We start from the raw sequence: 21479 nt of genomic DNA on the forward strand, positions 1-21479 counted from the left end.
TCGCCATGAGTAAAATTATCGGTATTGACTTAGGTACAACAAACTCTTGTGTAGCTGTTATGGAAGGTGGAGAACCAAAGGTTATCCCAAATCCAGAAGGAAACCGTACAACACCTTCTGTTGTAGCTTTCAAAAATGAAGAGCGTCAAGTTGGGGAAGTTGCAAAGCGTCAAGCAATTACAAACCCAAATACAATCATGTCTGTTAAACGTCATATGGGTACAGACTACAAAGTAGAAGTTGAAGGTAAAGATTATACACCTCAAGAAATTTCTGCAATCATTTTACAAAACTTAAAAGCTTCTGCTGAAGCATACTTAGGTGAAACGGTAACGAAAGCTGTTATTACAGTACCTGCATACTTCAACGATGCAGAACGTCAAGCAACAAAAGATGCTGGTCGTATCGCTGGTTTAGAAGTTGAGCGTATCATTAACGAACCAACAGCAGCAGCGCTTGCTTACGGTTTAGAAAAACAAGATGAAGAGCAAAAAATCTTAGTATATGACTTAGGTGGCGGTACATTTGACGTATCTATCCTTGAGTTAGCAGACGGAACATTCGAAGTTATTTCAACTGCTGGTGACAACCGTCTTGGTGGAGATGACTTTGACCAAGTTATTATTGACCACTTAGTAGCTGAGTTCAAAAAAGAAAATAACATTGATTTAAGCCAAGATAAAATGGCACTTCAACGTTTGAAAGATGCAGCTGAAAAAGCGAAAAAAGATCTTTCTGGCGTAACACAAACACAAATTTCATTACCATTCATTAGTGCTGGAGCTGCTGGTCCATTACATTTAGAATTAACGTTAACAAGAGCGAAATTCGAAGAGATTTCAGCGGGTCTTGTTGAAAGAACGTTAGAGCCAACTCGTCGTGCATTAAAAGACGCTGGTTTTGCTCCAAGCGAATTAGATAAAGTTATCCTTGTTGGTGGATCTACTCGTATTCCAGCTGTACAAGAAGCTATTAAACGTGAAACTGGTAAAGAACCATATAAAGGTGTAAACCCTGATGAAGTTGTAGCATTAGGTGCTGCAGTTCAAGGTGGCGTACTTACTGGTGATGTAGAAGGCGTACTATTATTAGACGTAACTCCACTTTCTTTAGGTATTGAAACTATGGGTGGTGTGTTCACGAAATTAATCGAGCGTAACACTACAATTCCAACAAGTAAGTCACAAGTATTCTCAACAGCTGCTGATAACCAACCGGCAGTAGACATTCACGTATTACAAGGTGAGCGTCCAATGTCAGCTGACAACAAAACATTAGGTCGTTTCCAATTAACAGACCTTCCACCAGCACCACGTGGTATTCCACAAATCGAAGTAACATTCGATATTGATGCGAACGGTATCGTTAACGTACGTGCAAAAGACTTAGGAACAAGCAAAGAGCAAACTATTACAATCCAATCTTCTTCAGGTCTTTCTGATGAAGAAGTAGATCGTATGGTACAAGAAGCAGAAGCAAATGCTGACGCTGACCAAAAACGTAAGGAAGAAGTTGAACTTCGTAACGAAGCTGATCAGCTTGTATTCCAAACGGATAAAGTTGTAAAAGATTTAGAAGGTAAAGTGGATGCGGCTGAAGTTGCAAAAGCAACAGAAGCGAAAGAAGCATTACAAGCTGCGATCGAGAAGAACGAGCTTGAGGAAATCCGTGCGAAAAAAGATGCTTTACAAGAAATCGTACAACAATTAACTGTTAAATTATATGAGCAAGCTCAAGCAGCTGCAGGGCAAGCAGAAGGTGCACAAGGAGCACAAGATGCTGGCGCGAAGAAAGACAATGTAGTAGACGCTGAGTTTGAAGAAGTAAAAGAAGATAAGTAATATAAATAAGTAAGATGACAAAAAGTCAAAGTCAAGCGTGCCTTGATTTTGACTTTTTTCACGAATGAAAAGAAAAGTGTGAGGTTCTTAAGTTTTTTACTTTGCATACTGTAAGTGAGGAAACTTTGTTGCAAAGCACTTTCTTTCGGTGTTAAAATTACGTTTATGTGAAAGATTCGGGGGTTGTAAATTTATGAGTAAACGAGACTATTATGAGGTCCTTGGACTTAGCCAGGGTGCTTCAAAAGATGAAATAAAAAAAGCGTATCGTCGTTTGGCTAAAAAATACCATCCAGACGTAAGTAAAGAAGAAAATGCAATTGAAAAGTTTAAAGAAGTACAAGAAGCATACGAAGTATTAAGCGACGATCAAAAGCGCGCGCAATATGATCAATTTGGTCATGCTGGTGCAAATCAAGGCTTTGGCGGCGGAGGAGACTTCGGCGGTGGCTTCGGTTTCGAAGATATCTTTAGTTCGTTCTTTGGCGGCGGTGGCGGGAGACGTCGTGATCCAAATGCTCCGCGTCAAGGTGCTGACTTACAATATCAAGTTACTTTAGAGTTTGAGGAAGCTATTTTTGGTAAAGAATTAAATGTTGAGATTCCAGTAGAAGATCCATGTGATACTTGTAAAGGTAGCGGAGCGAAACCAGGAACTTCAAAAGAAACATGTAAACATTGTTCAGGATCAGGGCAAGTAAGTGTAGAACAAAATACACCATTTGGTCGTATCGTAAACCGTCAAGCTTGTGGTCATTGTTCAGGAACTGGTCAAATGATTAAAGAAAAATGTACGACATGTCACGGTTCTGGTAAAGTACGTAAACGTAAAAAAATCAACGTTAAGATTCCGGCAGGTATCGATAATGGTCAACAAATTCGTGTATCTGGAAAAGGTGAAGCAGGCGTAAATGGCGGACCGGCAGGAGATTTATATGTTGTTGTTCATGTTAGAAATCATGAATTCTTTGAGCGTGAAGGAGATCACATTATTTGCGAAATGCCATTAACATTTGCGCAAATGGCACTTGGTGCTGAAGTGGAAGTTCCTACTGTTCATGGGAAAGTGAAGCTGAAAATTCCAGCAGGAACACAAACAGGAACAGAATTCCGCTTAAAAGGAAAAGGTGCTCCGAACGTACGTGGATACGGTCAAGGAGATCAATATGTAGTCGTTCGTGTTGTTGTACCGACGAAATTAACTTCACATCAAAAAGAGTTATTACGTGAATTTGCGGGACAAGAAGAGCAGGATGATAGTTTATTTGGAAAGCTTAAACGTGCTTTCAAAGGGGAATAATGGAAATAAAAAATGGAGTTGGTAAATTGTGAAATGGTCAGAAGTTAGTATTCATACAACAGAAGAAGCAGTAGAAGCTGTCTCTCATATTTTACACGAAGCTGGTGCTAGTGGAGTTGCAATTGAGGATCCAGCGGAGTTGACGAAAGAGCGCGAGCAACAATATGGTGAAATTTATGCATTGAACCCAGATGAATATCCGGCGGAAGGTGTATTAATAAAAGCATATTTCCCACAAACGGATTCTTTACAGGAAACGATTGCGGGTGTAAAATCATCTATTGATATGCTTCCATCTTACGACATCGAAATTGGTACTGGAAATATTACCGTTAACGAAGTCAATGAAGAAGATTGGGCTACTGCTTGGAAAAAATATTACCATCCAGTACAAATTTCTGATACATTCACAATTGTGCCGACGTGGGAAGAATATACACCAGCTTCTCCGGAAGAAAAAATTATTGAATTAGATCCAGGTATGGCGTTTGGGACAGGAACCCATCCGACAACAACGATGTGTATTCGTGCTTTAGAAAAAACAGTTCAGCCAGGTGATACTGTCATTGATGTAGGAACAGGTTCTGGTGTACTTAGTATTGCAGCGGCAAAATTAGGTGCGTCTTCTGTTCAAGCCTATGATTTAGATCCAGTTGCAGTAGAAAGTGCAGAAATGAATGTACGTTTAAATAAAACAGATGATATCGTGTCTGTTGGACAAAATAGTCTTTTAGAAGGTATTGAAGGTCCTGTTGATTTAATCGTAGCTAACTTATTGGCAGAAATTATTCTTTTATTCCCTGAGGATGCAGCAAGAGTTGTGAAGTCGGGCGGATTATTTATTACATCGGGCATTATTGCAGCGAAGGAAAAGATAATTTCTGAGGCGCTAGAAAAAGCTGGATTTACAATTGAAGAAGTATTACGAATGGAAGATTGGGTAGCAATTATTGCACGAAATGCGTAATATAGATTTTAGTTTATAATGAAAAGGGGAGTCTCTCACTATAAGGTGAGGGACTTGCCGTTTGTTATATGAAAAAATGATAACGTTTCGTTCTTTTCGTAAGTGTTGACTTACGAAAGGAACGAAACTCTACTAAGGTGATTATATGCAACGTTATTTTGTAGAAGAGAAATATGTAAATGAGACAAGTATTCGCATTGTAGGTGATGACGTACATCATATCGCAAGAGTGATGCGTATGTCAGCTGGGGATCACATTTATTGCTGTGTAAACGGAAAAACAGCAGTATGTTCAATTGATGAAATTACCAGTGAATTTATTAATACGGCTATTGTAGAATGGGTAGAGGCGTCAAGTGAACTTCCTGTTTTCGTGACGATTGCAAGTGGACTGCCGAAAGGAGACAAGCTAGAGTTAATTTTCCAAAAAGGAACTGAGCTTGGGGCAGCCGCATTTTTACCATTTCAAGCATCTCGCTCTATTGTAAAATGGGATGCGAAAAAAGCTGATAAAAAAGTTGAGCGTTTAAGAAAAATTGTGAAAGAAGCTGCGGAACAATCGCATAGAAGCGAAATTCCAGAAGTGCATGCACCGGCATCATTTAAGCAATTGCTTTCAATGAGTAATGAGTATGATGTATGCCTTGTTGCGTACGAAGAGGAAGCAAAACAAGGTGAGAAATCCAATTTTGCTAAAGCTTTAACGACGATGAAACCAGGCCAAAAACTATTGATTGTATTTGGACCAGAAGGTGGTTTAGCGGAGGAAGAGATTACTACGCTTCGTGAACATAAATTTGTACCATGTAGTTTAGGACCAAGAATTTTAAGAACAGAAACGGCGCCGTTATACGCGTTAAGTGCTGCTTCGTATCATTTTGAATTGATGGGGTGATGATCAATGTCAACTGTTGCGTTCCATACGTTAGGTTGTAAAGTAAACCACTATGAAACAGAGGCCATTTGGCAATTGTTTAAACAAGGTGGATATGAAAGAACTGAATATGAAAAGAAAGCTGATGTATATGTTATTAATACGTGTACAGTAACGAATACGGGAGATAAGAAAAGCCGTCAAGTTATTAGACGTGCTGTTCGTCAAAATCCGGATGCAGTTATTTGTGTAACGGGATGTTATGCACAAACATCTCCAGCGGAAATTATGGCGATTCCAGGTGTAGATATTGTAGTTGGTACACAGGATCGTGAAAAGATGTTAGGATACATCGAAGAATTCCGCAAAGAGCGTCAACCAATTAATGCTGTCCGCAACATTATGAAAACACGTGTATACGAAGAACTGGATGTACCTTATTTCACGGATCGTACACGTGCATCTTTAAAAATACAAGAAGGTTGTAATAATTTCTGTACATTCTGTATTATTCCTTGGGCACGTGGTTTAATGCGTTCTCGTGATGGAAAAGAAGTTATTAAACAAGCGCAGCAATTAGTAGATGCAGGTTATAAAGAAATCGTATTAACAGGTATTCATACAGGTGGGTACGGTGAAGATATTAAAGATTATAACTTAGCTGGATTACTTCGTGATATGGAAGCGGAAGTAGGCGGATTAAAACGTCTTCGTATTTCTTCTATTGAAGCGAGTCAGATTTCAGATGAAGTAATTGAAGTGTTAGATAAGTCTGAAGTAGTTGTACGTCACTTGCACATTCCATTGCAATCTGGATCTAATACTGTATTAAAGCGTATGCGTCGTAAGTATACGATGGAATTTTTCCAAGAGCGTTTAGATCGATTGAAAGAAGCGTTACCAGGTCTTGCGATTACATCGGATGTGATTGTTGGTTTTCCGGGTGAAACAGAAGAAGAATTTATGGAAACATACAATTTCATTAAAGAGAATCGCTTCTCAGAGTTACACGTATTCCCTTACTCAAAGCGTACAGGAACACCTGCAGCGCGTATGGAGGATCAAGTTCCTGAAGATGTGAAGAATGATCGTGTTCATCGTTTAATTGAACTATCTAACCAATTAGCGAAAGAGTATGCGTCACAGTTTGAAGGGGAAGTGCTTGAAATCATTCCGGAAGAGCAATTTAAAGAGGGCGACCGTAAAGGGTTATATGTAGGCTATACGGATAACTACTTAAAAATTGTATTTGCAGGATCAGAAGAATTAATTGGTAAGCTAGTGAAAGTGAAAATTACGAAAGCTGGTTATCCATATAACGAAGCGCAATTTGTTCGTGTTCTTGAAGATGATGTAAAAAAAGAATCAGCAAGCGCATAAAATGAAACTTTAATGAGTGGGGTTTTTGTTCCTCCCCGCTCATTATCAGCCGGACTCCTACCTAAGTTCTTTGCTTTTGCTGAATTTTGAGGTGGGGGTCTTACTGCCCGGTAAATAGCAGGATAAAAAAAGCATGCAAACGGAAACGATTTGCATGCTTTCTTTTTTTTCGTGGAGAAGTTAAGTACTGAAAAGGCAGGTACGTCGAATGAGTAGTTATTTAATATTTTCTTGTATTAAAAAAGATGTAATGATAAAAATATAGTTGTCTTCAGGGGAAAAGGATAATAGCTATCTACATAGCTTTTGAACAGGGAAGGGCATCTATTCTTCTTTTATTCTGCCAAATAGTTGACCTGAAGTGATAAAATGTATTATAATCGTAAAAGACATGCTGAAGAAGGGTTTCTTTTTGCATGCTGAAATTAGTATGTAAGTGTGATGTTTCGGAGGGAGGGAAAGAGAATGTCAAAAACAGTCGTTCGTAAAAACGAGTCTTTGGAGGATGCACTTCGCCGTTTTAAAAGATCGGTTTCTAAAACTGGTACACTTGCTGAAGCAAGAAAGCGCGAGTTTTATGAAAAGCCAAGTGTAAAACGTAAGAAGAAATCTGAAGCGGCAAGAAAGCGTAAATTCTAAGAGAGGGTGTAAGTTATGAGTCTTCTCGGTCGTTTAAACGATGATATGAAACAAGCGATGAAGAATAAACAAAAAGAAAAATTAACCGTTATTCGTATGGTTAAGGCTGCTTTACAAAATGAAGGTATTAAACTGCAACATACTCTTACTGAAGAAGAGGAATTAACAGTTTTAGCTCGTGAAGTAAAACAGTATAAGGACTCCCTCCTTGAATTTAAAAAAGCTGGTCGTGAAGACCTTGTTAATAAACTGCAAAGTGAAATTCAGATTTTAAGCGCATATTTGCCGGAGCAATTAACAGAAGAAGAACTAGCGAATGTAATTAAGCAAGTTATTTCTGAAGTTGGTGCGACTTCTAAAGCAGATATGGGTAAGGTGATGACTGCTGTTATGCCGAAAGTAAAAGGTAAAACAGACGGATCACTTGTGAATAAGCTGGTTATCCAGCTATTAGCATAAAAAAACGTCTCATTTCGTATGAGACGTTTTTTTATGCTTTTTTTCAGTTTGGACGTGATATTACAAGCTCTTTTTTCATACATATGGGATGAGAGGGGGTCTTTTGAGATGAAAAAATTAGAACAAATGAAGAATTGGTTAACAAAGCAAATAGACCTGCCAGTGGATGTGCTAATGGATCTACCTCGGATCACGCTTGTTGGGCAAGTGCATATCTATATAGAAAATCATCGGGGTTTATTAGTGTTTTCAGATAAAGAAGTAAGATTGTTATTAAAGCACGGTCAATTATTAATTAAAGGGCAATCCTTTATTATTAAAACAATCCTTCCAGAAGAACTTTTGCTTGAAGGAATAATTGAGCAAGTGACATTTTTAGAAAACGAAAAAAAAGAGGAGTGAGGGAAACTTCCATATGTGAAGTTTTTCTTCGTTATTTTCGTGATTCGAACTTACTATTCAGTTTATCTCGCTATTTATGGGTGGTAGAACTCTTTATTTCATTTTCGTACGAGCTATTTTGCTAATTAAAGTGAAAAAAGTAGTGTGTATACTTTTGGAAAGGTAGTGGAGATAGTAGATGAAAAATAAATGGTTTATAAAGTGGCTTGGATATGTAAGAGTACGAATTGAAGGTAGAGGAGCGGAACGGTTCGTTAACGAATGTGTACGTAGAAAATTATTAGTTTGGGATGTTAAGAAGATTGCTGATGAAACGTTAGTTTTTTGTATGTTATTACGAGATGTGAAGAAAATAAAACCAATTTATAGAAAAAATGAATGTAAACTATATTTTATTGGGCGTTACGGTTTTCCCTTTTTGAATAAGCGTTTAATTAAAAATAGTGGATTCTTAATTGGGTTTTTAATTTTCTTTTTTGGCATGATTGCATTATCCAATATGGTTTGGAAAATTGAAATTACAGGGGCGAAACCTGAAACAGAATATATATTGATGAAAGAATTGGACAAAATGGGTATTAAAAAAGGGAAATTACAATTCCAAATGCCTAATGTAGAAGATGTACAACGTCATTTGACAGACAATATTAATGCGATTACTTGGGCGGGACTAGAAATAAGAGGAACGACGTATCATTTTAAAATTGTTGAAAAAAACGAGCCGAAAAAAGAAAAGGAACAAAGGCCGCAAAATTTAGTAGCAAAAAAAGAAGCGATTGTGACAAAAACATTTGTTGAAGTAGGAAAACCAGTCGTCTTGAAAAATGACCATGTCGAAAAAGGGCAGCTTCTCGTATCAGGGGTATACGGTAATGAGGAGAGTCCGACGATTGTTTCGGCGAAAGGTATTGTATATGGAGAAACGTGGTACACATCTGAGGTGAATGTACCACTGAAGACGCAATTTCAAGTATATACTGGCAATGCATATAATGAGCATTACCTTACGTTTGGGAGTGCGAAAATAAAAATATGGGGATTTCAACATGATAAGTATAAACGCTCTCGTACTGAAAGTGTAAAACACGATGTGAAACTATTTGGTTTTACACTGCCGATCGCGTATGAAAAAGATATTGTACGAGAAGAGGAAGAAGCGAATCGGGAATATACAGAAAAACAGGCAATGAAAGTAGCAAAAGAGATGGCTGAAAAAGAACTAAAGAAAAAATTGGATGAACATGCTATGATTGTAAGTGATAAGATTTTGAGTAAAGAGGTTGAGGCGGATCAACTAAAAGTCACGTTGCATTATACTGTGATCGAAAATATTGCAGAGCCACAACCAATATCCGAATCCGATATTCAAGGAGACTGAGTAATGGCAGAACAATTAGTAGAAATGAACCAACAATTGGAAAATACTAACGAAGCAATCGCTCTTTTTGGAGTCAATGATGCTCATTTGAAAGTAATTGAACGTGAACTGAATGTATCGATTGTAACTAGAGGTGAAACTGTTCATGCATCTGGAGCAGTTGAAACTGTGACACTCGTAGAAAAAATCTTACAGCAATTACTTGTTGTTATTCGAAAAGGTATATCAATTACAGAAAGAGATGTTGCGTATGCAATTCAGCTCGCACAACAAGGGAAAATTGCTCAATTTGAAGAGTTATATGAAGAAGAAATCTTTAAAACGGCAAAAGGTAAATCCATTCGTGTAAAAACAATGGGGCAAAGAAGATATATTCATGCAATGAAGAAGAATGATATTGTATTTGGAATGGGACCTGCTGGGACTGGGAAAACATACTTAGCTGTAGTAATGGCTGTGAGAGCTTTAAAGCAAGGGTATGTAAAGAAAATTATTTTAACGAGACCGGCTGTAGAAGCTGGAGAGAGTTTAGGTTTTTTACCAGGAGATTTGAAAGAGAAGGTAGATCCGTATTTACGTCCATTGTATGATGCTTTGCACGATATTCTTGGACAAGAATATACGCAACGTATGATGGAGCGAGGGGTAATTGAAATCGCACCTCTTGCTTATATGAGAGGGCGTACGCTCGATGATTCATTTGTTATTTTAGATGAAGCGCAAAATACAACGGGTGCACAAATAAAAATGTTTTTAACTAGATTAGGTTTTAGTTCTAAAATGGTTATTACGGGGGATCCTTCACAAGTAGACTTACCAAAAGGGGTAAAATCAGGGCTTTCGCTAGCTTCTAACATTTTATCTGGTGTGTCAGGTCTTTCATTTATTACATTAGAACAAACGGACGTTGTGAGGCATCCGCTGGTGCAACGTATTATTGAGGCATATGATAAAATGGAATGATCCTATTTGTCAGGATCATTTCTTTTTGTATTAAGGTTGGCGAACGGCATGTTTTTTACTATCATAAAAGATAAGAGAAATAAACTATAGGTACTGGTTTATCAAAATGTTACTTAAAAGTATCGTTGGCTAGAAGAAATGAAAGCTATAAATAGTTTCACTTTATTTCTGGAGAGGAGAAGGTATTGAAATCATGTTAAGATCTGAAGAAATTTCTAAGTGGTTTCGTAATTTACAACATTCGAAAAAACTAAGTTGGATTTCTTACGTTTTATTAGGAGCAGTGTTGTTTTTTGCACTTATGAATAATGTAAAACCAGAGCAATTAGATGTTGATATGTATTCTATTGCAAAAAAAACAATTCATTCTCCTATTAAAATTGAAGATAAGGTTATAACGGACAGAAAAAAACAAGAGGCCGCTCAAAAAGTTGGGGATCAATATACATATAGAAGTGAATATAAACAAAATAGAGTAGATATTGTAAATGATGTTTTTGCTAAGGTAAATGAAGCAATTCAAGAGATGAAAGCTGCTGGACCTGAAGAGCAAAAAAAGATGACTGATGCAAATAAATTAGAAAAGTTGAAGAAGAAGTTGCCATCTAATTTAACAAAGGAATTATCTGATGAGAATTTATTATATTTTATTAATGCAGAACCGGATCAATTAGAATTAGCAAAGAACGCGGCTCTAACGTCTGTTAGTGTTATTATGGGTGGAAATATTAAAATGTCCGAAGAAATAGCAGCAAAAGAGCGATTTGTTAATGAAATGAAAAGCCTCAATGTGAATAGCGGATTGAAGGAAGCTGTGAACGCGCTAGGATCATATGCAATTACAGCAAATTATTTTTATGATCCGGCTGTAACGAAAGAGAAGAAGAAAGCGGAAGAAGATTTAGTTCCACCTGTTTATATTCTTCAAGGACAAGTTATTGTTAGAGAAGGTGAAACAATTTCAAGTGATATGTATAATCAGTTGAAATTAGTCGGTTTATTAGAGAAAGGTAATAGTTTTCAGCCTTATGTTGGATTAGCAGTGCTCATTGGTGTGTTACTGTACTTTATGCATAAGCAGTTTGAAGTATTTTTACAGCGTAAAAGAGAAGATAGACCATATATTTTAGCGTATATTACAATTTTGTCTATCACGATTGTTTTAATGAAAACGATTAGTTTGTTTCAAAAGCTTGAATATGCAGGAATTGCGTATGTTGTCCCGGTTGCGATGGGAACAATACTTGTAAAACTAATGATTGGCGATCGATTTGTATTTTTAACAAGTATGATTTTTTCTGTGTGCGGAAGTATTATGTTTAATGAAGGGGTAACAAGTACACTGAATTATAGTGTAGGTATTTATGTGTTGTTAAGTTCATTATCAGTAAGCATTTTCTTAAGAGAAAAAAATCGTCGTACGATGATTTTGCAAGCTGGTATACTCGTTTCTATCTTAAATGTGGTCGTCTTAGCGGCGTTATTATTATTACGTAATGGGAATTTTTCACCTCTTGAAATTGGAACGCAATTATTGATGGCTTCCGTTTCAGGAATTATCTCATCCGTTTTGGCTATGGGGATATTACCATATTTAGAGAGTGGACTTGGAATTGTATCAAGCATGAAGCTTATGGAACTATCAAGTCCGAATCATCCGCTTTTGCGTAGAATTTTGTTAGAAGCGCCAGGAACGTATCACCACAGTGTAATGGTAGCGAATCTTTCTGAGGCAGCGTGTGAAGCGGTTGGAGCAAATGGTGTATTAGCACGTGTAGGGGCGTATTATCATGATGTAGGAAAAACAGTACAACCGCAATTCTTTATTGAAAACCAGATGGGAATTGAAAATCCACATGATAAATTAGAGCCTGTGACGAGTAAAGATATTATCATTGCTCATGTAACAGATGGAGTCAGAATGCTCGAAGAATACCATATTCCGCAAGAAATTATCGATATTGCTGGACAACACCATGGTACAACATTACTTAAATATTTTTACTATAAGGCAATTAAAGAAGATAAAGAAAAATATACAGAAGAGATGTTTCGCTATCCGGGATCAAAAGCAACTTCTAAAGAGTCGGCAATTGTTGGTATTGCTGATAGTGTTGAGGCGGCGGTACGATCTATGAATCACCCAACGCCAGATCAAATTAATAATTTAGTGCAAAGTATTATTAAAGATCGCCTGCAAGATGGGCAATTTAGTGAATGTGATTTGACGTTTAAGGAACTACAAATCGTTGGAAAAACGTTATGTGAAACGTTAAATGGTATTTTCCATTCGCGTATTACATATCCGGAACCACCGGAAGAGAAGGAGAAAGAATGAGTTTATTAATTGATTTCATTGATGAAACAGAAGAAGTGAAAGAAGAATATGTGAATTTAATTCGTGAGATATTAGAAAAAGCAGCTCAAATGGAAAAAATAGAGGATGGTGCGGAGTTATCAGTGACATTTGTAGATAACGAACGCATTCGCGAGATTAATCGTGATTACCGAGATAAGGATCAGCCTACTGATGTCATTTCCTTTGCTATGGAAGAAATGGGAGAAGGAGAAATGGAAATTGTAGGTGCAGAGATGCCTCGTATGTTAGGTGACCTTATTATTTCTATTCCGAGAGCGAAAGAACAAGCTGAAGAGTATGGACATTCTTTTGATCGTGAACTTGGCTTTTTAGCGTTACATGGCTTTTTACATTTACTTGGTTATGACCACATGACAGAAGAGGATGAAAAAGAAATGTTTGGAAGACAAAAAGAAATTTTAGAGGCATTTGGATTAGGACGATGAAAAAAGGAAAACTTATAAATAGTTTTGGATATGCTATAGCAGGTATATTCTTTTGTCTTCGTCATGAACGAAATATGAAAATTCATTATTTAGCCGCAGTCATTGTTATATGCTGCGGCTTTTATTTCCATATTACGAAAGTAGAGTGGACAGTATTACTTATTGTAATAGGAATTGTAATGAGTTTAGAGATGGTAAATACGGCTGTGGAAAAAACAGTAGATTTAGCGACTACCGATATACATCCGTTTGCGAAAATTGCAAAGGATGTCGCAGCCGGATCGGTTTTATTGTTTGCGATAATAGCTGTTATAATTGGTGCTATTATCTTTTTGCCGTATGTGGTATAGTTGCATTCCAAAGCTTTTATGAAGCTTTGAAAGTGCCGTAAAGGCCTTTAATGAGAGAGTGTATCTATTCACAGCTGTGGACAGGAAGGATGCGGGAATATGAATAGTAAACAATTAATTCAAGAAGCAATCGAAGCGCGTAAACAAGCGTACGTACCATATTCTAAATTTCAAGTAGGTGCAGCATTATTAACACAGGATGGAAAAGTATATCGTGGATGTAATGTTGAGAATGCATCATATGGCTTATGTAACTGTGCAGAAAGAACAGCTTTATTTAAGGCGGTTTCTGAAGGAGATAAAGAGTTTGTAGCTATCGCGATTGTGGCGGATACAAAGCGTCCAGTACCTCCTTGTGGAGCATGTCGACAAGTTATGGTAGAATTATGTAAACAGGATACGAAAGTATACCTATCAAATTTACATGGTGACGTTCAAGAGACGACAGTCGGAGAATTGTTACCAGGAGCATTTTTAGCGGAGGATTTACATGAATAGAAAAGGTTATAAATCAGGTTTTGTCTCTATTATTGGCAGACCGAATGTTGGGAAATCTACATTTTTAAATCGTATTATCGGCCAGAAAATTGCCATTATGAGTGACAAGCCACAAACAACTCGTAATAAAATTCAAGGCGTATATACAGAAAATGATTCACAAGTAATTTTCATTGATACACCAGGAATACATAAACCTAAACATAAATTAGGCGACTTCATGGTGAAGATGGCTCAAACGACATTAAAAGAAGTTGATATTGTTCTGTTTATGGTCAATGCAGTTGAAGGATTTGGTCGTGGTGAGGAATTTATTATTGAGAAATTAAAAGAAACGAAACAACCAGTATTTTTAGTAATTAATAAAATTGACCAACTTCATCCAGAGCAATTGTTAGAGTTAATTGATCAATACCGTAAACTATATGAGTTTGCAGAGATTGTACCAATTTCTGCATTAGACGGCAATAATGTGGATGCTTTAATTGGAACAATTAAAAAGTATTTACCAGAAGGACCGCAATATTACCCAGATAATCAAGTAACGGATCATCCAGAGCGATTTATTATTTCAGAGCTTATTCGTGAAAAAGTATTACATTTAACACGTGAAGAAGTGCCGCACTCTGTAGCGGTTGTTATTGATGCAATTCAAAAACGTGAGGGCGGAGCGGTTTATATAAACGCAACGATTGTTGTTGAACGTGCATCACAAAAAGGAATTATTATAGGTAAGCAAGGAAAGATGTTAAAAGAAGTCGGTAAGCGAGCTCGTTTTGACATTGAAGCACTACTTGGTTCTAAAGTATTTTTAGAAGTATGGGTAAAAGTGCAAAAGGATTGGCGTAATAAAATGTCTCAGCTTCGTGACCTTGGTTTCCGCGAAGACGAGTACTAAAATAGAGTAAAGCTGTAATCAGCGGATGTTTTGTTCATCCGCTGATTATTGGTTTTTATAAGTTTTGATAAATTAGGAAAAATTTTTCTCACATGAAAATGGACAAAATGGGTCAATTTAATAACAACAAAGGAAATTGGTTTATAGGCTACGCTTATTGAGAAAGGTGGATTCTTATGCTAGATTTTACCTGGAAGTTTTTCTCCAAAACAGGAAGCATTGAAACGTACTTGCTTTTGAAAGAAATGGAAAAAGACGTAAACGATGAGATGGATCAACATGAAGAGGAGCTAGCGCATCTAGACTCTCCAATTTCTTGACCCGTTTTGTTCAAACCTTGGATGGTGACGAACATGTTTCAAAAAGTTGAGGGCATCGTTATCCGTACGACAGATTACGGAGAAACGAACAAGATTGTTACAATATTCTCAAGAGAATTGGGTAAGGTAAGTGCAATGGCAAGAGGAGCGAAAAAACCGAAAAGCCGGTTAGCATCTGTTTCGCAACTTATGACCCATGGTAATTTTCTTATTCAAATGGGATCTGGACTTGGAACTTTGCAACAAGGCGAGATTATTTCAACTATGAAAGAAATTCGCGAGGATATATTTTTAACTGCTTATGCATCATTTATTGTTGAGTTAACTGATAAAGCAACAGAAGATAAAAAACATAATCCATATTTATTTGAAATGTTATATCAAACGTTGCATTATATGTGTGAGGGTGTTGATTCAGAAGTATTATCATTAATTTATCAAACGAAAATGCTTCCGGTATTAGGGATGCGCCCGTACTTTGATACATGTGCGATTTGTCATCAAGAAACAGATTTTGTCGCCTTCTCTGTCCGGGAAGGCGGTTTTCTGTGCTCGCGTCATGCTGAGCAAGACCAGTATCGTATACCAGTGGGGGAAGCTGTTCATAAATTATTACGTCTTTTCTACCACTTCGATTTACATAGACTTGGCAATGTATCAGTGAAGGATAGCACAAAAAAACAAATGCGTTTAGTATTGAATACATATTATGATGAATATTGCGGGATTTATTTGAAGTCAAGACGTTTCTTAGAACAACTTGATAAGTTTCAAATATAATTTGGGACCGTATACGGTCCTTTTTACATCCTATCTTTTTCGAATAGCATATTTAGTATATAATATTTAAGAGATAGTATAACTTTTTTCGTTGTGCATTAAAGGTGGTGATTATCATAGAGCTGAATAAACGGCAAGAACATATCATTCAGATTGTAAAAGATCACGGTCCTATTACAGGGGAGTCAATTGCTGCGCAATTAGGACTAACACGTGCAACGCTAAGACCAGACTTAGCAATTTTAACGATGGCTGGTTATTTAGAAGCGCGTCCACGCGTAGGTTATTTTTATACGGGTAAAACCGGGGGGCAGCTATTATCTGAAGCTGTTAAGAAAATTAAAGTACAAGATTATCAATCTAGACCAGCTGTAATTGATAAAAATGTATCAGTATACGATGCGATTTGTACTATGTTTTTAGAGGATGTAGGTACATTGTTCGTTGTAGATCAATCGACGCTATTAGTTGGCGTTGTATCTCGTAAAGATTTATTACGAGCTAGCCTTGGAAAGCAGGATTTAACCTCTCTTCCGGTTAATATTATCATGACAAGGATGCCGAACATTGCGATGTGTCGTAGAGAAGATTCTTTATATGATATTGCGATGGAATTAATAGAAAGACAGATTGATGCAATGCCAGTTGTAAAAGATACGAAACAAGGTTTAGAAGTGATTGGACGAATTACAAAAACAAATATTACACGTGCGTTTGTAAACTTAGTAAATAACGAATAAGTGTAATTTGTTTAAAGTGAGGTAATGTAATGGATAATAAAATCGTATATGTCGTATCTGACTCTGTTGGAGAAACGGCTGATTTGGTTGTTCGAGCAGCGATGGGGCAATTCCCATTTGCTCCTGATATTAGACGTGTACCGTATGTAGAAGATACAGGGACATTAAAAGAAGTGATTTCGATTGCTAAGGGCAATCAAGCGCTTATTTGTTTTACGTTAGTAAAGCCTGACATGCGTCAGTATTTAGTGACAGAGGCTGCGAAAGAAGGCGTAGAGGCATATGATATTATCGGGCCTCTTATCGATCAAATTGAAGAAATTACAGGGCAAGTACCAAGATATGAGCCGGGTGTTGTTCGTAGATTAGATGAAGAATACTTTAAAAAGATTGAAGCGATTGAGTTTGCTGTAAAGTATGATGATGGTAGAGACGCACGTGGTATTTTAAAAGCAGATATCGTGTTGATTGGAATTTCGCGCACATCAAAAACACCACTTTCTCAATATTTAGCTCATAACAAACGTTTGAAAGTTGCCAATGTACCGCTCGTACCAGAAGTAGATCCGCCTGAAGAATTATATCAAGTGGCTAAAGAAAAATGCTTCGGTTTGAAAATTACGCCAGATAAGTTGAATCATATTCGAAAAGAGCGATTGAAATCACTTGGACTAAGTGACGGTGCAACATATGCCAATATTAATCGTATTAAAGAAGAAATTGATCACTTTGAGAATGTAGTTGGTAAAATAAATTGTCAAGTAATTGATGTATCGAATAAAGCGATTGAAGAAACAGCCAACATTATTGTGAATGCAGTGCAAAACCAAAAATTGTTTTAGCACATTTACCAAAGGTGAATGTGCTTTTTTCGCTCGTGAGAAACACAATACCTGTTGATTTCGTAATAGATTATAGCGGAGTGGTTATACTTATATTCTTCTGTCTTTTTATTATGCTAAAGGCAGGGTTTCGTTATCCTGAAATAGAAGATGAAAAAATAAAGGGATATGTAGCGTAGTTGAAGAAAATATATTATAATAAAAAATTGTGATAAAAACCTATATTTTACGTTTAGACTTTAATTTTTCAGAATAAACTAGGGATAGGATTTACGAAAAGACATGTAATTACGTTAAATCGACAAAATCTATACAAGAAAACGCACATTATGGAAGGATTCGCAGAAGGGATGTAGAATACAGAAATATGCAAAACATCAATATCGTATTAGTTGATGCAGATGCATATCCTGTGAATGCTGAAAATTGTGCAAGTTGGAACGAAAGTTCATGTCGAAATTTTGTTTGTCACATCGTATGCTCATCGTTTAAGGAAGTAGCAAGGGAAATTGGATCTATGTAGATGCTGAATAAGCTAAAGTTGATTTTTTATATGTATCAACATGCAAAAGAAACAGATCTCGTGATCACATAGGATATGGTGCTTGCTAGTCTTCTTGTAAAAAAAGTGTATATGTATTGTCTCCAGGAGGTACATTTGTAACAGATGAGCAAATGGATACAATTTTATATAGTAGGTACGTATCTGCGAAATTACGCAGAAAAGGGCCTGCAAAATCGTTTGATAACGTGATCGACAACACTTTCTAATAAGTTTAGAAAAAATATTGTCGAATTATAAAGGAATTTTTTAATTTATATCGAATACAAAATACGACACGGAGATGGATTTATGGGGAACAGAATTCCCGAAGAAGTTGTTGAACAGATTCGGACGTCATCGGATATTGTAGAAGTGATTGGTGAATACGTTCAACTTAGAAAACAGGGGCGTAACTATTTCGGCCTTTGTCCATTTCATGGTGAGAATTCTCCTTCATTCTCTGTTTCATCTGATAAGCAAATTTTTCATTGCTTCGGATGTGGAGAAGGTGGAAATGTATTTTCCTTTCTAATGAAAATGGAAGGATTGGCTTTTACCGAGGCTGTTCAAAAGCTAGGTGAAAGAAATGGAATTGCGGTTGCAGAGTATACATCAGGGCAAGGACAACAAGAAGACATATCTGATGACACTGTCATCATGCAACAGGCTCATGAACTTTTGAAAAAGTATTATCACCATTTATTGGTAAATACAGAAGAAGGAAATGAAGCACTTTCGTATTTGCTAAAACGTGGTATTACGAAAGAGATGATTGAGAAGTTTGAAATTGGTTATGCGTCACCTGCTTGGGATGCAGCAACGAAAATTTTACAAAAAAGAGGTTTATCGCTGTCTAGTATGGAACAAGCTGGTCTTCTCATAAGAAGCGAGAAGGATGGTAGTCATTATGATCGCTTCCGTGGAAGGGTTATGTTTCCAATCTCTACGTTACAAGGTAAAGTGATAGCGTTTAGTGGAAGGGCGTTAGGAGATGACACTCCGAAATATTTAAATAGCCCTGAAACACCAATTTTTCATAAAAGTAAATTGTTGTATAACTTCCACCTAGCGAGGCCGTTTATTAGAAAACGTGGGCAAGTGGTCCTTTTTGAAGGGTATGCCGACGTACTAGCTGCGGTAAAAAGTGGTGTGGAAGAAGCTGTTGCGACAATGGGAACAGCTTTAACTGAAGAACAAGCAAAACTTCTGCGACGTAACGTTGAAACTGTTGTTCTTTGCTATGATGGTGATAAAGCAGGGCGAGAAGCAACGATGAAAGCAGGGCAATTATTGCTAAAAGTTGGTTGCCAAGTGAAAGTTACATCCTTGCCAGATAAGCTTGATCCTGATGAATATGTGCAACAATATGGGACAACTGCTTTTGAAAATCTTGTGAAATCAAGTATAAGTTTTGTTGGTTTTAAAATAAATTATTTGCGTTTAGGGAAAAATTTGCAAGATGAGTCTGGCAAAGAAGAATATGTGAAAAGTGTTTTAAAAGAGTTATCGTTGCTACAGGATGCGATGCAGGCAGAATCATATTTGAAGTCATTATCGCAAGAATTTTCGTATTCAATGGAAACTCTTTTGAATCAATTGCACCAATATCGCAAAGAACAAAAGGTACAGCAAAAACAAGTAAAGCAGGTTTCTAAGCCGTCTCAAATTGTTCAAACAAAACCGAAGTTAACAGGTTTTGAAAGGGCAGAAAGAGAAATTATTTATCATATGTTGCAAAGTCCAGAAGTGGCTGTTCGTATGGAATCCCACATAGAAGATTTTCATACAGAAGAACATAAAGGGATTTTATATGAACTATACGCATATTATGAAAAGGGAAATGAACCTTCAGTCGGAACATTTTTAAGTTGGCTCTCTGATGAGAAGTTGAAAAATATTATCACTGATATTTCGACGGATGAATTTATTAATCCAGAATACACAGAAGAAGTGTTACAAGGCCATTTAGAGACGCTCAACCGTCATCAAGAAAAACTTGAAAAGATGGAAATCATCTTTAAGGTAAAACAAATGGAAAAAACAGATCCTGTAGAGGCTGCTAAATATTATGTAGCATATTTACAAAATCAAAAAGCGAGAAAATAGCTTTTTTGATAAATTTTTAGTATAATGAATGTTTGTATCTCGCGTAAGGAGGGGAACAGATGGCTGACAAACCAGCTCGTTCTAAACAAATTGAAACTGAAATGACCCTTGAGCAAGTGAAAGAACAACTCACTGAGCTCGGAAAAAAACGTGGCGTTCTTACATATGAAGAGATTGCAGAACGCATGAATGGATTTGAAATTGAATCCGATCAAATGGATGAATACTATGAATATTTAGGTGAACAAGGAATTGACTTAGTTGGTGACAATGACAACGACGAAGGTCCTAATAATCGCCAAATTACAAAAGCGGAAGAAGAATTTGACCTTAATGATTTAAGTGTACCACCTGGGGTTAAAATCAATGATCCTGTTCGTATGTATTTAAAAGAAATTGGTCGTGTAGATTTACTATCCGCAGAAGAAGAAATTCGACTTGCAACGCGTATTGAAGAAGGCGATGAAGAAGCGAAACGTCGTCTGGCAGAAGCAAACTTACGTCTTGTAGTAAGTATTGCAAAGCGCTACGTGGGCCGTGGTATGCTTTTCTTAGACTTAATCCAAGAAGGGAATATGGGTCTAATTAAAGCGGTTGAAAAGTTCGATTATCGTAAAGGTTTCAAATTTAGTACGTATGCAACTTGGTGGATTCGCCAAGCGATTACACGTGCGATTGCAGACCAAGCACGAACAATTCGTATCCCAGTTCATATGGTTGAAACGATTAATAAGTTAATTCGTGTACAACGTCAATTACTACAAGATTTAGGACGCGAACCATCTCCTGAAGAGATTGGTGAAGAAATGGATCTTGCTCCAGAAAAAGTACGCGAAATCTTAAAAATTGCACAGGAGCCAGTTTCTCTTGAAACACCGATTGGTGAAGAAGATGACTCCCATTTAGGTGATTTTATTGAAGACCAAGAAGCAACATCGCCTGCGGACCATGCAGCGTATGAATTGCTAAAAGAACAATTAGAAGATGTGTTAGATACCCTAACAGATCGTGAAGAAAATGTTCTACGTCTTCGTTTTGGTTTAGATGATGGACGAACTCGTACGCTTGAAGAAGTTGGGAAAGTATTCGGCGTAACGAGAGAACGTATCCGTCAAATTGAAGCAAAAGCACTTCGTAAATTAAGACATCCAAGCCGTAGTAAGCGTCTTAAGGATTTCTTAGAATAGGCTACCTTTAAGTTTACTTCACCTTTGTGAAGTAAACTTTTTTATTTTGTTAACTTTTGTTAAACTTTAGCTATCGGCAACGATTACAATTTCTTGTAATTTATTTTACAGAATTGTCTTTTGATTTGCAAATGCTCATTTTTCGATTTTTCGATTAATTTTGTGTATTCTATACAAAAATATATGTAGAAAAGTGAAAAATATGA

General features: G+C 36.8%; 22 protein-coding genes. All 22 read left to right on the top strand.

Annotation, left to right across the window (positions count from 1 at the left end):
- Window positions 1-5: 5 nt before the first annotated feature.
- The 22 genes from dnaK to rpoD all read left to right on the top strand — a co-directional run bounded on the left by dnaK (window position 6) and on the right by rpoD (window position 21273).
- Window positions 6-1841: a chaperone protein DnaK gene (gene dnaK / locus DN393_RS07370; RefSeq protein WP_000034697.1), complete on the top strand. Its 1836-nt coding sequence runs from the start codon at window positions 6-8 to the stop codon at window positions 1839-1841.
- A 193-nt stretch (window positions 1842-2034) separates the two neighbouring features.
- Complete coding sequence (gene dnaJ, locus DN393_RS07375; protein WP_064470265.1) at window positions 2035-3141, top strand: chaperone protein DnaJ; 1107 nt, start codon at window positions 2035-2037, stop codon at window positions 3139-3141.
- A gap of 28 nt (window positions 3142-3169) precedes the next feature.
- A complete protein-coding gene (gene prmA, locus DN393_RS07380; protein ID WP_000872122.1) occupies window positions 3170-4108 on the top strand; it encodes a 50S ribosomal protein L11 methyltransferase in 939 nt (312 codons plus the stop codon).
- Window positions 4109-4253: 145 nt separating this feature from the next.
- Window positions 4254-5003, top strand: coding sequence for a 16S rRNA (uracil(1498)-N(3))-methyltransferase (locus DN393_RS07385; protein WP_064474770.1), 750 nt, complete (start codon window positions 4254-4256; stop codon window positions 5001-5003).
- Between the two features lie 6 nt (window positions 5004-5009).
- Entirely contained in the window at window positions 5010-6362 is a 1353-nt protein-coding gene (gene mtaB, locus DN393_RS07390; protein ID WP_088048098.1) for a tRNA (N(6)-L-threonylcarbamoyladenosine(37)-C(2))-methylthiotransferase MtaB, read from the top strand.
- 465 nt (window positions 6363-6827) lie between these two features.
- Window positions 6828-7001 carry a 30S ribosomal protein S21 gene (rpsU, locus tag DN393_RS07395; RefSeq protein WP_000048061.1) on the top strand — a complete coding sequence of 58 codons (174 nt, stop codon included), beginning with the start codon at window positions 6828-6830 and terminating at the stop codon, window positions 6999-7001.
- Window positions 7002-7016: 15 nt separating this feature from the next.
- The gene (locus DN393_RS07400; RefSeq protein WP_000054579.1) at window positions 7017-7460 is read left to right on the top strand and encodes a GatB/YqeY domain-containing protein; all 444 of its coding nucleotides are present in this window, start codon (window positions 7017-7019) and stop codon (window positions 7458-7460) included.
- Between the two features lie 108 nt (window positions 7461-7568).
- Window positions 7569-7862 carry a sporulation protein YqfC gene (yqfC, locus tag DN393_RS07405; protein ID WP_000732264.1) on the top strand — a complete coding sequence of 98 codons (294 nt, stop codon included), beginning with the start codon at window positions 7569-7571 and terminating at the stop codon, window positions 7860-7862.
- A 178-nt stretch (window positions 7863-8040) separates the two neighbouring features.
- A complete protein-coding gene (gene yqfD, locus DN393_RS07410; protein WP_149173394.1) occupies window positions 8041-9240 on the top strand; it encodes a sporulation protein YqfD in 1200 nt (399 codons plus the stop codon).
- A gap of 3 nt (window positions 9241-9243) precedes the next feature.
- Window positions 9244-10203, top strand: coding sequence for a PhoH family protein (locus tag DN393_RS07415; RefSeq protein ID WP_046957565.1), 960 nt, complete (start codon window positions 9244-9246; stop codon window positions 10201-10203).
- A gap of 193 nt (window positions 10204-10396) precedes the next feature.
- Window positions 10397-12541, top strand: a complete 2145-nt coding sequence (locus tag DN393_RS07420) for an HD family phosphohydrolase (protein WP_088048099.1) — start codon at window positions 10397-10399, stop codon at window positions 12539-12541.
- Entirely contained in the window at window positions 12538-13008 is a 471-nt protein-coding gene (gene ybeY, locus DN393_RS07425) for an rRNA maturation RNase YbeY (RefSeq protein WP_000054689.1), read from the top strand. The genes DN393_RS07420 and ybeY overlap by 4 nt, the downstream gene beginning before the upstream one ends.
- Window positions 13005-13358 (top strand): diacylglycerol kinase family protein, encoded by a 354-nt coding sequence (locus DN393_RS07430; RefSeq protein ID WP_048562281.1) that lies wholly within the window; start codon window positions 13005-13007, stop codon window positions 13356-13358. The genes ybeY and DN393_RS07430 overlap by 4 nt, the downstream gene beginning before the upstream one ends.
- A gap of 99 nt (window positions 13359-13457) precedes the next feature.
- On the top strand, window positions 13458-13856 hold the full coding sequence (locus DN393_RS07435; protein ID WP_001086294.1) for a cytidine deaminase: 399 nt from the start codon (window positions 13458-13460) through the stop codon (window positions 13854-13856).
- Entirely contained in the window at window positions 13849-14754 is a 906-nt protein-coding gene (gene era / locus DN393_RS07440; RefSeq protein WP_001080239.1) for a GTPase Era, read from the top strand. Before DN393_RS07435 ends, era begins: the two co-directional genes overlap by 8 nt.
- Window positions 14755-14930: 176 nt before the next feature.
- Window positions 14931-15074, top strand: a complete 144-nt coding sequence (locus tag DN393_RS07445) for a YqzL family protein (protein ID WP_000883924.1) — start codon at window positions 14931-14933, stop codon at window positions 15072-15074.
- Window positions 15075-15107: 33 nt separating this feature from the next.
- Complete coding sequence (recO, locus tag DN393_RS07450) at window positions 15108-15854, top strand: DNA repair protein RecO (RefSeq protein ID WP_000487012.1); 747 nt, start codon at window positions 15108-15110, stop codon at window positions 15852-15854.
- A gap of 107 nt (window positions 15855-15961) precedes the next feature.
- Entirely contained in the window at window positions 15962-16594 is a 633-nt protein-coding gene (locus DN393_RS07455; protein ID WP_000583755.1) for a transcriptional regulator CcpN, read from the top strand.
- A gap of 29 nt (window positions 16595-16623) precedes the next feature.
- Window positions 16624-17436, top strand: a complete 813-nt coding sequence (locus tag DN393_RS07460; protein WP_064474775.1) for a pyruvate, water dikinase regulatory protein — start codon at window positions 16624-16626, stop codon at window positions 17434-17436.
- Window positions 17437-17803: 367 nt separating this feature from the next.
- Window positions 17804-17959 (top strand): hypothetical protein, encoded by a 156-nt coding sequence (locus DN393_RS31455; RefSeq protein ID WP_169833821.1) that lies wholly within the window; start codon window positions 17804-17806, stop codon window positions 17957-17959.
- A gap of 330 nt (window positions 17960-18289) precedes the next feature.
- The gene (dnaG, locus tag DN393_RS07465) at window positions 18290-20086 is read left to right on the top strand and encodes a DNA primase (RefSeq protein ID WP_064474776.1); all 1797 of its coding nucleotides are present in this window, start codon (window positions 18290-18292) and stop codon (window positions 20084-20086) included.
- 59 nt (window positions 20087-20145) lie between these two features.
- Window positions 20146-21273: an RNA polymerase sigma factor RpoD gene (gene rpoD / locus DN393_RS07470; RefSeq protein WP_000764061.1), complete on the top strand. Its 1128-nt coding sequence runs from the start codon at window positions 20146-20148 to the stop codon at window positions 21271-21273.
- The last annotated feature ends 206 nt before the right edge of the window (window positions 21274-21479 follow it).

The organism is Bacillus sp. BPN334, assembly GCF_008368885.1.
GTDB classification, from domain to species: Bacteria; Bacillota; Bacilli; order Bacillales; family Bacillaceae_G; genus Bacillus_A; species Bacillus_A wiedmannii.